Genomic DNA, 14,183 nt, shown 5'->3' with positions numbered 1-14,183 from the left:
AAATCAGATTGGACAAAAAACAAGCTTTAAAGACAGCGGCCTATGAAGTTTTTTCGAAAAAAGGTTACAAGGCGACAGGAATTTCAGAAATTGCTAGGCAAGCTGGGGTGGCAGTTGGCTCTTTTTATAACTATTACGAAAGTAAAGAAGCCATTTTTCTAGACATCTATATAGATGAAAACAACCGTGTTCGCCAAGCTATGATCGAAGAACTAGATTGGGAAATTGACATGACCGACCTCATTGGTCAACTCTTTGCTCAGTCCAGAACTCTCGTTTCTTCCAATAAAATCCTTGCAGAATGGTACAATCCTGCCATAGCAGATGAGTTACACAGCTACTATTCCTCGGAAGAAGGCAAAGTCGCAAATCCATTTCATCAGTTTCTAGTTAAAACTTTTACAAATCGTATGCAAGGTGAAGGGTATTCGCCAGAAAAGATTCAAGATATTTTACAGGTTTATAATCTGTTTTACTACATGGATATGCATATCACGGAAAAAGATTTTCCAGATATTGGCAAAACTGTCGAAATACTTGCAACCAACTTCATTAAAGGAGTTCTAAAATAAAGAATGGATTTCTTTATTTTTTGGAAAAATATGAATGAATTTGTTTTTAGTTCATTCATAAAATTAAGAACAGGAGTCATAAAAAATGAAAAGAGGTAAAAAAATGTTTATTATCATTCTATCAACACTTGGAGTCTTAGGCCTTATAACTTGGGGTGCCATCGCCTACCTTGGACGAAGTCAGACATTATCGATAAAATCCATCGAAAACCCCAGCGGAGATCTATATTTAATTCATATCACAAAACCGAGTCATCAAATCTGGAAAGCTGGGGCTTATGCCAAGTTTACACTCCCTGATACCTCGTCTACTGCTAGTAAATATGAAGCTAAGGGAGAGCAAACCAGTCGATGGCTAACCATTGCCTCCACACCTGATGAAGATGAAATTCTCATTTTGACTCATAATAGTGGTAGCCTCTTTAAGGAAACCTTGACACATTTACCGGCTGGCAGTGAGATTGAGATGAGTTGGCTGGATTCCTCTTTGACCGTTAAAGATATGAATCAGCCACTAGTTTGCTTTGCATCTGATGTCGGCATTTCTGCTCTACGCCCCCTTATCAAAGAATGGGCTGGTAAATGCCCGATTGTACTCAATCATTTTGACAAAGGAGTGACTATTTTTGATAAAGAAATGAAGGAACTAGCTCAGAAAACATCGAATTTTACTTATAAAACAAGCGATGAATTTTTTCAAAGTCAAGAATTTTTAAAACGTGCTATTGATGAATACGGCAATCAAGCCAGCTATCTCATCACAGGTCAGCCTGATGATGTAAATGAGATGAAGAATTTTTTAAAGGAAAATGGGATTGATAGCAAAAATATACAAGTAAGCTCGTTTAGAGGTTTGAAATAGGAGCAATCTATCTTCTATGTATTTCAATCAAACCCTACTAGGTCATTCGAACAAGCCCACTAGCTAATTCTAGGTAAATGTGATAGGATAAACATAGAGAAAGGAGCTTTTATGGCCAATATTTTTGACTACTTGAATGATGTAGCATACGATTCCTTTTATGACCTCCCCGTGAGTGAGTTAGATGTTCTTGCCTTGACCGAATTAACCTACCTTACTTTTGATGGTGTAGTCACCCAAGAACCCCAGCGCCTCATAGTTCTTGCACCTCAAATCCCTAGAGAAACGACGATGCTGACCAATAAGAACCGCCTCCAGTTGTTGGATCAACTCGCTCAACACAAACGGTTTAAAAATTGCAAACTATCAAACTTTATCAATGATATTGATCCTGAATTGCAAAAACAGTTTGCAGCCATGACTTATCGTATCAGTCTCGATACCTATGTGCTTGTTTTTCGTGGGACGGATGATAGTATCATTGGTTGGAAAGAAGATTTCCATATGACCTATATGACGGAAATCCCAGCTCAAAAACACGCCCTTCAGTATTTACAGGACTTTTTTGCTCAACATCCTAACCAAAAAGTTATTCTGGCAGGACACTCAAAAGGGGGCAATCTAGCCGTCTATGCTACTAGTCAACTCGATCCACTCTTACAAAAAAACATTGTCGCCGTCTATACTTTTGATGCGCCTGGGCTTCACAAGGAACTAACCGAAACAGCTGGTTATCAAAACATGATGAAAAGAACGAAAGTATTTATCCCACAAGGTTCTATCATCGGTATGATGCTGGAAATTCCTGATAAAAAAATCGTCGTTCGAAGCACTGCCCTAGGTGGTATCGCCCAGCACGACACCTTTAGTTGGCAAGTTGAAGACAAACACTTTGTCCAACTGGATGAGACCAATAGTGACAGCCAACAAGTCGATACTACTTTCAAGGAATGGGTTGAGACAGTTCCTGACGAAGAATTGCAGCTCTACTTCGATCTCTTTTTTGGAATCATTCTTGATGCAGGCATCTCTTCTATCAACGACCTTTCTTCCTTCAAGGTCATTGAACACATTCACCATCTCTTTATCCAAGCCCAATCCCTCACTCCTGAAGAAAGAGAAACCATGGGACGCTTAACCCAACTCTTGATTGATACTCGCTACCAAGCTTGGAAAAATCGTTAAGGTATAAAAATACTTTCTGATACTGTACCACACCAGCTTCTCTATCGCGCTTGACTTGAAGCGTGGTGCGGTACACTGAGAGGATAACAATAGCCGACTCTTGCTGACCACTAACCTCTCGGTAGAGCTCTAAAGTCCCTACACCATAGTCCGCTAGGAGTTTCTTACGACATAGAACAAACAAAAACGAGAAGTTGCTTTAATGATAAAGTAGCTCCTCGTTTTTGATTTTTATTTAAAGCATAGTGATTTTTTCTACAATCTCTAAAAATATAGCTTATTCGAATTTTGTTACACTTTTTAATGGTTTTAAAACTTTATTTACTTTCAAGTTAGCCACTAAATAGAGAGTTGAGAGTATAAAAAAGAGAGAACGAATCCCGTACTCTCTCAATGTTCACTTTTCATCAACACACTACAGTTGATAAAGAGCCAAGCAACAAATAGTTTTACAATTTTAATATAGATCCTCCACGAATGAAAGTTAGCAAGTTTATTGTTTTGGAAATAAACCTATAAACTAAATTATACCTTCAATTTTGGATATTTAATACTATCCTTTTGTTTCTTGAATAATTCTTGTAACTCATCTTCTTTTTCCGAATGATATCCTTCGAATACCACCTTTTCAATATTCTCTTGGTTAAAATATAAGAGTTCTTCATTTGCTGCCCCTGTTGGATATAGGCATGCTACATAATCAAAATAGCCAATTGTACCCTCTTGATTGTACAATGGAAATCTACCTATAATCATCACATCAATCGTTCCATTATGAAGGCGAACAACAGTACCAATAGGTAATAAGTTAGTCATTTTATACATCTCCTCTAAGGATAATTTTATATAAATATAATAACTTTTCTTTAAATTTAAAAAGTTTTACATATATCTTAAGTTTGCTTGCAATGAAATATTTATTCCCTGCCTACTATGAATCTCCCAAACCATTTAACAATATTTTTTGTTTTTTCAATATTTTTTTAATTTTACTTGTCTTAAATTCCTGATGAAAATGCATAACACAAGCAAAAGCAAGTAGATATATCATCAGACACAAAAAATCGGTTTCTCTAATATAAGTAACTAAAAAATAAATCCCTAAAATAATAAAAAGAATCTTAATAATAAAAATTGAAATCACCTTTACTAATAGCGTTTTGAGTTCTTTTTCCTTCAAAACAACTGTTTTCCAACCAGTTCTCGGATTTTTTTTTCTCACCTTCGCTATCATCAACATTCCGCAAACTATCAGAGTTCCAATCATTGCAATACTGATATTAATCGTATACGATAATGTCCCAAAGGCTGAATTTAAAGCACTTGCAATTCCTTTTAAAAGAAAGACTGCAAGTGGAGCAGCAACCATAATCCAATTAGAACTATTTTTTTGATCTTGATATTGAAATACTTCGTTTTCTTCATCAAAATAAATCCATTTCGAATCCAAATAACCAATATATATTTTCATAATTAAAATTTCTCCGTTAATTTATTAATTAAAAACACTACCTAATCCCGAGAAAAATCCATTAACTGCATCTCCCGCACTGTCCCATATTTTCTCAGCTGTATCACTGACAGATTTCATCGTATCACCTACTACTTTCTTTGTACCATCCCAAACATCACCAGAAAATTCCACGACTTTATCCCCATATTTATCATATAGGTAATCAAAAGCCATTGATCCCACCACTGTTGCACCAAAAGCCCATCCTCCTGGACCTAATAATGCTGTAGCTAACAATGATACTCCAAGATGCCCACCTGTCTTAATTGCTGCATCTCCAAGTTCTTCACCACCTAACAATTGCCCTGCAAAGTCAAGTCCCGCTCCTAATCCAAATGGTAATGCCTTTGCAAATTTAGCATCTCCTAAGAATCCACTCAGTTTATTAACAAACGGTATTACAGCATCTCCAATTTTTTCAATGCTTTCTCCCACTATTTTATTAACTGTAGATCCAGGTGCAGTTGATAGAAGTGCACTTAATCCATATTTCGTTAGTGTATTCCCAATCTGTGATTTTAAGCCATTGATTAAATATGGAACTTGATATGGAAGCATGTAAGAGGTGTAATATTCTGTCGCTAACTCAGACCATTTATCACTCAATTTTGAGATTAAACTATCTTCTAAAAGTTTTCCAGATGTTTTTTTGAGATCTTCTAGAGAAATATTTATACCATTTTGTTGTAGGAAATTAAAAACATCATTTATAGCTTCTTCGCTAATTTCTCCTCTTTTATATGCCTCTAAAGTATTTGATATCATTTTTACAAGATCATTGGTTTCTTTTTCAACATAATTCTTCAAAGCATTATTCACGCTATCAGGAAGGTTCCTTCTATAGCGTTTTCGATAAGCTTCGAGCGCTTTCACATCATCCTCAGAGAGTTCTTTGCCATCTTTTATTTTCTCAAGAACCTTCTTATAATCTCCATCAATCTTAACCTTATTTTCCCACTCACTCTCGATATTCTGTACCCATCCCAGAGTATTCACAGAGTGCTTGGGAAAAGTACCACTAAAACTTGCAAATTCTGTTTGGATTTGACTTAAACCCGTTTGGAGATTTTGAGCTAAGTTATCAACTAAACTACTACCTTCCCCTACAGAAAAAACGTCATTGGAATTTCCAGCAAACATATTTAACTTGCGGAGCTTATCCATTTTTTCATTTCTTTGTTTTAGGAGGTCATCCATACGATTTGAAAGGCTACTTAAAGTGCTTGCACTTGTAGATTCGTCTCCAACCATAGCATTGTACATTCCTCTAATACTATGAAGACTAGATTCAAGACTACGGATTTCACTCTCAAGTACCTCTGAATCAAGGTCATCATCTCCAACTTCTGAACGATATTTTGAGGGAAGACCTGGAACAGCTTCGCTCAGCAATTCTGTATACATGATAGCTCCCTTGAGCAAGGGAGTGATTACATTCATACCATATTGTTTACCACTATCATAGGCTGCCCCTTGCAAATCTCCTGCATTATCAAATGCTGATAATGCAGAAATTGCTTGATCGTAGGAAGCTATTCTAGCTTCTCCTACCCTTGTAGTCGATCAACAAGAAGGCCACATCATGAGTATGAAAATTGACGGCAAGGGACAAGATATTTTTTTGGAATTAGCGGAGCAGATAAATAAGCGAAAAATATAGAATTTTCAAGGTACTAGAAAAAAATGTTCTTGTTCCATTATACCACAATATCAAAACAGCCCTCTTCCCATAGAAACAAAGCTATATTTTTGCATCATGAATTTAGGCTTATAGCCACGCTAATTCATCTTACGACATAGAACAGACAAAAAACGAGAAGTTACTTTAATGATAAAGTAGCTCCTCGTTTTTGATTTTTATTTAAAGCATAGTGATTTTTTCAACAATCTCTAAAAATATAGTTTATTCGAATTTTGTTACACTTTTTAATGGTTTTAAAACTTTCAGCAAAAAGACAGAATTAGCATTACTACGTCCAATATAGAGAATCTATGATAGTTACTCCACTGTAATTCTATTTTATCTCTTTCTTAGGAACTGTGAGTGTTTTCGTCCATTCTCTATAAATTTCTGAAAAACGCTCCTCTTCCTCATCTGAATAGCCTACAAAAACGACTTTGTCAATATTTTCATGTTGAAAGAAAAGCGTCGATTCCGTTTGAAAGCCCATTGGGTACAAAACACCCATATAATCAGCAAATGCTTTTTCTCCAGTTTCCTCGTCGTCAAAGATAACTCCACGACCAATAATCATTAATTTCTGCGTTCCTTCTTGAAGATAGACAATACTACCTAACGGTAATAATTCTTTATTTTTATTTTTGTTTTTATTATTCATTTTTTAATAACTCCTTGTGTTTTTTTAAATATTTTTTCCCATACCATTCTTCCACTGATTTTCCTTCCCACTCACGATACTCTTCAGGATATTTCCATTTGTAATAGCCTTCTAAAAAGAAAGGAAACTCCATAAATACAATCATGGCGATTATACCAATATTTAATAGAATCCAAAATATAAAGAGACCTAAAACAGTTACGGAATGTGAAAAATTAATAGAAAAAGCTTTGAAAATATAATTAACAATCACAGCTAAGCCCAATATACCTGCTCCATAAATAGCAATACCTTTGGCAATTTTATCTTGTAAGGTAGGTGACTTAACTTCTCCATACATTCGTTTTTTCAAACTTCTAAGCTCTGTTCTTAACATTACATAAGTCAACAATACTTGAAGCCCCAAAAGTACTAAGATCCCCCATATTGATAATATAGGTAAAGAGATAGTTGTTGCCAGCAAATTAAATTCAAACACAAACCATATCATAAAAGTTATAATATGAAATCGATAACGATAAGGGAGAATAAACGTCCGTTTAAAGAATTTACCCATTAATACCAATAACAACCAAATTAACAAGCAAATTAAATAAAGCTCGACTGTTAGCAAAGGATACTGAGAAACTGGTAACCTTAAATCTTTAGGATCAGAATTTTGGAATGATAGGGTAACAGCAAGGAGCATGAAATTTGCACCTATCGGAAACAACAGACTAAGAATAAAAGTTTTAATACCAAACCAAAAAGAGGGTTTCCCTTTCTTAAAGGCTTTCCCAAGTTTATTATAATAATCTTGTTTCTGATACTGCAAAAAACCATCATCCTCCAAATTTAAACTCTCTTCAAAACTTGCTTTAAAAATTGATTTCTTTCTCATACTTTTCACCCAACTCCTAATGCCTTACCGATTCCACCCATAAAATTAGATATATTTTTAACAGTTCCTTTTATACCGTTACCAACATCATCTATAATCTCTTTCGTTCCTTTAACAGGATCATCAAAAAATTTCGGCTTCCATGCTTTTATACCTTGAATAACACCTCCAACAACTGCTCCAACAGCTGCTCCTGGGAGACCACCTATTGCTCCTCCGATGGTTGCTCCTTCTAATGGACCCACGCTAGCTATAGCTGAAAGTGCACCTTTCCCAGCAGCTCTTCCTATATCCTTAGTTTTGCTATATTCGTCTACTCCACTAGAAATCGCTGTAATCCCAAGATCAGCAAACGTCATTACTGTACCTACTTTCCCCAGAACCTTAGCTACTTTTGGGAAATATTTGAGCCCTTTTCCTAATAAGCCTGTTACCTCTTCTCCCCCTTTTATATACTTGCCAAATTTCGCCATTCCAGCATCTCTGGCACCTTCCAATCCTTTTTTTACAATAGTTTCTACAGGGCTTGCGATATCAGAAATACCATCGAAAATCTTTTTCAGTGTCCCTCCCTTATTTCCTAATGATTCATACCAAGCCATGGTACTCATTACACCACTTACAAATTTTCTACCTTTTGTCCCCTTATCAACCGATCCCAGCAATCCTATGACACCGTCCGATTGTAGGAAAGCCTCAGTCAAGTTTTTCGGTGTTAATCCAAGTACTTGGGCTCCTCTCTTAAACCAGTCATTATCTGAGATTGCCGTAATTGCATCATACAAATTCATTGTATTGTACTTAACACCATCATCACCAAGTGCTTCAGCTAATGTCTTTTCATAGATGTATTGCTCAATGGCATTAACTAATGTATCTGGTAACTCTTTACTTGGATGACGTTTTTTATAGGATTGAATTACCTCCATATCCTTCTCTGTCAGTCCCTTACCATCCTCAATTTTTTTGAGGACATTCTTATAATCTCCGTCAATCTTAACCTTATTTTCCCACTCACCCTCGATATTCTGTGCCCATCCCAGAGTATGCACAGAGTGCTTGGGAAAAGTACCACTAAAACTTGCAAATTCTGTTTGGATTTGACTTAAGCCCGTTTGGAGATTTTGAGCTAAGTTATCAACTAAGCTACTACCTTCCCCTACAGAAAAAACGTCATTGGAACTTCCAGCAAACATATTTAGCTTACGGAGCTTATCTATTTTTTCATTTCTTTGTTTTAGGAGATCATCCATACGATTTGAAAGACTACTTAAAGTGCTTGCACTTGTAGATTCGTCTCCAACCATAGCATTGTACATTCCTCTAATACTATGAAGACTAGATTCAAGACTACGGATTTCACTCTCAAGTACCTCTGAATCAAGGTCATCATCTCCAACTTCTGAACGATATTTTGAGGAAAGACCTGGAACAGCTTCGCTTACTAATTCTGAGTACATGATAGCTCCCTTGAGCAAGGGAGTGATTACATTCATACCATATTGTTTACCACTATCATAGGCTGCCCCTTGCAAATCTCCTGCATTATCAAATGCTGATAATGCAGAAATTGCTTGATCGTAGGAAGCTATTCTAGCTTCTCCTACAGAAGCCATTGTCTGACCCTGCGTATCAGAAGATCCTAATACCATTTTTACCATATTACTTCTGCGACTCCTGTTCTATCATTAATTTCTTTCGAGCATGGGAGAGTTCATCTAACTCTCTTTCCAACCGGTCTTCTTGTTTCTTGATTGAGTCTTTTCGTTCCTCCGACCACGCTTCTACTAATGCACCTACACTGCCTATGTCCATTATCAAATCTTGATAAGTTTGATAATCTTTTGACGATAGTGGCAATTCTAAGATTTGTCGCAATGGAAGCAAACTTTGTCGATGCATTTCAAATAGTTCCTTTTCTTTGCGAATAAACTTCTTCTTCTCCAAACTTAGTTGATTTAGAGAATTATCCAGTGCTTTTGATTTATTATCGATTTCTTCTAATGTTAGTGTCTTCATTATTCCTCTTCTGAAAAATAGCTCGTATTTGGAACAAATGTAGTATTATTCTTTGGAACTGCACTTGTTTGAGGTAGCACAGAAGTATTGGTATCTATGTCTGCAGCAAGCTGACTATCCACTGCTACAAATTCAGCGGCTGTACTCTGTATCCGTGAAACAAATCCATTTAAAACCTCTGCAATAGAAGACGCGTACTCAGCTTCTTTAGGAATCTTCTCCGCAGCTGTACTATTTCCTGGATACTCACTCGATTGATCTAAATCAACTTTATTTCCAGATATAATACTACTAGATGAGCTAGCAATTCCAGATGCAATAGAACTAGCTACTTCTTCTTTACTTTGTATTGGTGACATACGAATCCCTCCAAATTAGTCATTTTTAGTAATTTTTAATTTAACGGCTTGTTTACGATCATGCAGATAAACCTCATCCAACTCTAGTCGAGCTTCTCTATTATTATAAGGTTTATCTAAAAACATTTGATCCATTAAACGCATCCCCAACATAACCCACTGCGCATTGGATTTAAGATATTTCGGAACTTCATGGATGTTATTCCCAATATATGAATGCTCACCACCAATTACAAAATGCAATCCTACCCGCAAACCATTTTTGAATAAAAAGTCCAAATCTTTTTCTGACAGACCATGTTCAACAATTACTTTTATATTTGGCATAAAAATCAACCAATCAGAGTATAAGTCTCCTTCCAGTCGGCGATTCACCTCAAATATTAATTGTTGAGCTATTTCAGAAATCTCTTTTTTACTACTAATATACGTTGACACTTTTTCACTATAAGATCTATATTCCTCCAGTGGATCTACAAGCATCACTCTTAATTTCTTTCCAAAACAGAGTGATGTATTTAATAAATGATGTGTTTGATTTTCTAATGACTCAGCAGAATCAGACAGATAAATCAAGCTTTTTAATTGATTAAACGAAATAGCAATACTCTGTACCATTTCAAACTCCAAACCAATCGGCAACTCACGATTCTGAATTGCTTCTTGAGTCGTAGGCAGATTGAGAAATACATCCATAGTCAACTCCTCTGGTACCATCGGGATGGCACTTGGGCGCTGTCCTGTCCAAGCTTCTTGGAGAGAAGCGACTTCCTGGCGCAGGTTGTTGAGGACTTGGGTGTCATTGGCTCCAGAGACTGGGAGAGCCAGCTGGATTACATCCACCTCTTCACGTTTCATGAGTGCCCGGCCCTTGATGTCTTCCATGGTCATGGCAAGGGGCGTCGAGCCCACGATTGCTCGTACCTCGCTCACATCATTCTGTGGCAGGCTCAACTGGTGCTTGAAGTTCGAGTAGAGTTGAGCCCGAAGGTTGGACTGTCGACTCGCTGTCATCAAGAGATGCACTCCGATGCTGAGACCTTCACGAGAGATGCGCACCAAGAGTTTAAAGAGTTCTGCCTCATAAGCCTCCTCCTTGATGGCCTCATAGCTGTCTAAGAGGATAACGATAGACGGCTCTTGCTGGCCACTAGCCTCTCGGTAAAGCTCTAAAGTCCCTACACCATAGTCCGCTAGGAGTTTCTTACGACGATTAAGTTCGCGCTCCATGATCCGCACAAACTTAGAAATCTTCTCTGCCTGATCCAAAAGCATGGTGTCTGCCACCTGCGGAAGCTTGGACAAGGGCGCCAATCCATTGGTCCCAAAGTCCATCAAGTACATAGTAAGAGCCTTGGGATTGTGCTTTCTCGCCAAGTCCATACCAGCTGTCTGAAGGAAGGTGGTCTTCCCTGTACCCGGACTTCCGTAAAGAAGGACATGCCCATCCTTGGAGAGGTTGATAGAGACGGCTTCCTGCTTCTGGGCTTGCGGGATATCCGCCATCCCAAGTAGTAAGGAAAGGGATTTCTCTTCTTCCCAAGCAACCGCTGGCTGCACTGCTTCCAGCTCCTCTAGCGCAATGCGCTCTTTGAGTGGAGGTAACCATGGCTGGGGTACTGGAGGAATTTCTTGTTCCTGACACAGAACTTGGATATGCTGCACAATCGCATCCAACTCTGTCGGAACTTCCTTGATTTCTTCGGCTTCTTCTAAACCAGATAGGTCTTCATTCAAGATTTCATATTGACCCAATTCATTGATTAGATAGATGGTGTGATCCTCAATCCCCATATCGTCCTTGTCCGGCTGGTAGTCTGCCCCTGACCAAGCTGACTGGAAGAGTTCATAGACTTCATTATTTCCGACCTGCAGATAAGCACGACCCGTCTGGGTAATCTCGGCCGCATCCGGCGTATGAAGCATTTCATTGGAGTCCGAACGATCCGCCACCTTAAGGGCAATCTTAAAGCGTGAGTTGGACCAGATCTGGTCATCCACCACACCTGATGGCTTCTGCGTGGCTAGAATCAAGTGAACTCCGAGGGAACGCCCGACCCGAGCGATAGACACCAGCTCCTTGATAAAATCAGGCTGGTTAACCTTGAGCTCCGCGAACTCATCCGAGATGAGAAAGAGATGAGGCAGGGGCTCGGTTGCTTCTCCGTTTCTAAATTTCTTCTGGTATTGATTGATATGGTTGACTTCAAACTCTCCAAAGAGCCGTTCCCGGCGATGGATCTCCGCATTGATTGAAGCCAGAGCCCGCATGGATTGGGCTCCATCCAAGTTGGTAATAGTTCCCAAGAGGTGGGGCAGGTTTTTAAAGAGATTAGCCATCCCACCACCCTTGTAGTCAATCAACAAGAAAGCCACATCATGAGGGTGGAAGTTGACGGCAAGAGACAGGATATAGGATTGGATGGTTTCAGACTTCCCTGAACCCGTCGTCCCTGCAATCAAACCATGTGGGCCATGGGCCTTTTCATGGAGGTTGAGCTGAACCAAGTCCTCCTTGCCTCGTAAACCGATTGGAACAGCCAAGCTCTTATAAGGGGCGTTCTTTTTCCAACGACTCAATACCTGCAAGTCCTCAAAGGTCTCTACCCCATACATTTCCATAAAGGTCACAGAGTCTGGGATTGAACTCTTGAGGTTTTGGAGGTGGTTGAGCGGTGCCAAGGTACGGGCAATCCGCTCCTTGTCATAATCTGCTGGAAAATGATCCAAGCGGAAGTCCGTCTCTTTCAAGACCCCTTCTTCCATGACCAGTTGGCCCGTATTACGGTCCTTGATGTTGATGACTGTCTGGATATTCTCAGACAAGGAACTCATCACATCCTCCACAAAGACCAGCGAACAGCCTAATTCTGTCGGATCTTCGGTAAAGAACTCCATAATCACGTGGTCCAAAATCAGTTTTTCATCGGTCACTAAAACCACATAATGGGGATGGAAAAGCGTGCTCTCCTTATGGGAGGCTTCTTCTTTTTGGGTACGGCGCAGTTTTAAGATTTGGTTCAAACTGTTTAAAACTTGATCCCGTGTCCGTTGGTTGTAGACAAAACCACGGACATTCAGCTCTTGTAGCTTGGCATGCGGAAGCCACCGCATCCAAGACCATTGGTCTCTCTCCTCTTCAGGCAAGATGGTAATAAACTGCACATCGTGATAAGAGTGGAAAGTCGCTAACTGCATAACCAACAGCTGGAGCTGTTCTAAGACGAGATTTCTAGGTCCGACATACCCCACTGGTCCATGGCTGAGATTCGCTGGAATAGGCATATCTGGAATCTTTTTATGACGGCTATAAAGCGCATAGCCCTCTTCTTCCAACGCATCCTTCTTCCCGCTTCGCTCCTGTTGACCATAACTCAACTCATAGCTGGTAGGAAGTTTTCCTAACCCCAAACGATAGTATAGGAAGTCAAAATGCAAAGGAGTCTTTTCGTAAATCCGATGGTTGTAGCTCTCAACCAAATCCGTCAATTCCAGAACCGTCGGAAAATGGTAATGCATCCCTTCTTTTTGTTCCCGCTCCAGACGGGTCAATTCCATGGCCTTGTCTTTCAAATAGAGATGATACAGGTCAACCCGCTCCTTCTTATCCGCCTTATACTTCTTACGGTTTTTGATAAAACCACGAACTGAAAAAATCAAGCTGACAGCTGACATCCCGACCGTAGCGAGTATATAGATACCTCGCGGTTGGACAAGGGTAATGAGGACAGTGACCCCAATCATCATAAGGGGAGGAATGATTAGTTTTAACAGTTCATCACTGGGTTTACTCGGTTCCTGTCCTGGAGGATTGATCAAGATTTTATCCTCACTCCCACGATAGATGATACGTGGTGAACGGTGATAATCTGGATAATCCTCATAAAAGCCATAACGAGAGGGCTCTCTTAGCGGCAATTGGCTTCCGACCTGTGCAGGCCCTTGAATCCAAACTTCATCTGGATAGAGTTTAATCGTCACTCCCCCAATACTCAGCTCATCTCCAAAGTGAAGCAGTTGCTGGTCCTCTAACTCCAAACGATTGTTTCGATAGAAGGCTCCCTTCAATCGTGTCAACCTCCATTGATTTTGAAACTTTTGGAGTAGGAGGTCAATCGTTTCATCTAGTCTAATCAGTGCATCTTTCTGTGAAGCAATCTGAAACTCGGATAAGTCCAATAGATCATAAATTCGTGTCTCTCCCTCGCGAAGGTAAAAGACGACTTCCCCCAGAGTTAGTCCTTCCTTCAAAAGGCCCGTTTCTTCCCCATACTGATAAAAAATATCCTCCCCATCAATCTTAAGTTGAATGGGAACAGTCTGTTGAGGGAGATGGACCTGCGCTTTTTCGGTTGTACCAATCAAGACGGTCTTATCAGCTCCTAGCTCGACTTCATAGCGTAGACCCAGGCTATAGAAAATGATCTCTTTTGTCATATATGCTCTCCTTGGTC

At 39.2% G+C, this 14,183-nt stretch carries 12 protein-coding genes; 3 read left to right on the top strand and 9 right to left on the bottom strand.

Going from position 1 to position 14,183, the window contains the following annotated elements:
- The first annotated feature begins 2 nt into the window (after positions 1 to 2).
- From D8852_RS01115 to D8852_RS01105, 3 genes are all read left to right on the top strand, one after another.
- Complete coding sequence (locus D8852_RS01115; RefSeq protein ID WP_125424725.1) at positions 3 to 572, top strand: TetR/AcrR family transcriptional regulator; 570 nt, start codon at positions 3 to 5, stop codon at positions 570 to 572.
- Between the two features lie 85 nt (positions 573 to 657).
- Positions 658 to 1,434: a ferredoxin reductase gene (locus D8852_RS01110; protein WP_125424724.1), complete on the top strand. Its 777-nt coding sequence runs from the start codon at positions 658 to 660 to the stop codon at positions 1,432 to 1,434.
- A gap of 111 nt (positions 1,435 to 1,545) precedes the next feature.
- The gene (locus tag D8852_RS01105) at positions 1,546 to 2,619 is read left to right on the top strand and encodes a DUF2974 domain-containing protein (RefSeq protein ID WP_125424723.1); all 1,074 of its coding nucleotides are present in this window, start codon (positions 1,546 to 1,548) and stop codon (positions 2,617 to 2,619) included.
- Between the two features lie 525 nt (positions 2,620 to 3,144).
- On the opposite strand, the gene D8852_RS01095 is transcribed toward D8852_RS01105, so the two are convergent.
- The 9 genes from D8852_RS01095 to essC all read right to left on the bottom strand — a co-directional run bounded on the left by D8852_RS01095 (position 3,145) and on the right by essC (position 14,166).
- Positions 3,145 to 3,435: a DUF4176 domain-containing protein gene (locus D8852_RS01095; protein ID WP_125424721.1), complete on the bottom strand. Its 291-nt coding sequence runs from the start codon at positions 3,433 to 3,435 to the stop codon at positions 3,145 to 3,147.
- A gap of 115 nt (positions 3,436 to 3,550) precedes the next feature.
- Positions 3,551 to 4,090, bottom strand: coding sequence for a hypothetical protein (locus D8852_RS01090; RefSeq protein ID WP_125424720.1), 540 nt, complete (start codon positions 4,088 to 4,090; stop codon positions 3,551 to 3,553).
- Between the two features lie 24 nt (positions 4,091 to 4,114).
- A complete protein-coding gene (locus tag D8852_RS01085) occupies positions 4,115 to 5,611 on the bottom strand; it encodes a hypothetical protein (protein WP_223805122.1) in 1,497 nt (498 codons plus the stop codon).
- A gap of 536 nt (positions 5,612 to 6,147) precedes the next feature.
- A complete protein-coding gene (locus D8852_RS01080; protein WP_125424718.1) occupies positions 6,148 to 6,471 on the bottom strand; it encodes a DUF4176 domain-containing protein in 324 nt (107 codons plus the stop codon).
- On the bottom strand, positions 6,464 to 7,351 hold the full coding sequence (locus D8852_RS01075) for a hypothetical protein (RefSeq protein WP_125424717.1): 888 nt from the start codon (positions 7,349 to 7,351) through the stop codon (positions 6,464 to 6,466). The genes D8852_RS01080 and D8852_RS01075 overlap by 8 nt, the downstream gene beginning before the upstream one ends.
- A gap of 5 nt (positions 7,352 to 7,356) precedes the next feature.
- Positions 7,357 to 9,012, bottom strand: coding sequence for a hypothetical protein (locus tag D8852_RS01070; RefSeq protein WP_125424716.1), 1,656 nt, complete (start codon positions 9,010 to 9,012; stop codon positions 7,357 to 7,359).
- A gap of 1 nt (position 9,013) precedes the next feature.
- Positions 9,014 to 9,370, bottom strand: coding sequence for a hypothetical protein (locus tag D8852_RS01065; RefSeq protein WP_125424715.1), 357 nt, complete (start codon positions 9,368 to 9,370; stop codon positions 9,014 to 9,016).
- A complete protein-coding gene (locus D8852_RS01060; protein ID WP_125424714.1) occupies positions 9,370 to 9,729 on the bottom strand; it encodes a TIGR04197 family type VII secretion effector in 360 nt (119 codons plus the stop codon). Before D8852_RS01060 ends, D8852_RS01065 begins: the two co-directional genes overlap by 1 nt.
- A 15-nt stretch (positions 9,730 to 9,744) precedes the next feature.
- Positions 9,745 to 14,166: a type VII secretion protein EssC gene (gene essC / locus D8852_RS01055; protein ID WP_125424713.1), complete on the bottom strand. Its 4,422-nt coding sequence runs from the start codon at positions 14,164 to 14,166 to the stop codon at positions 9,745 to 9,747.
- Positions 14,167 to 14,183: the final 17 nt, after the last annotated feature.

This window comes from Streptococcus mitis (assembly GCF_003942695.1).
In the GTDB taxonomy this organism is placed as follows: Bacteria; Bacillota; Bacilli; order Lactobacillales; family Streptococcaceae; genus Streptococcus; species Streptococcus mitis_BD.
Note: the sequence above shows the minus strand (reverse complement) of the source record. Positions and strands in the feature narration are given on the sequence as shown.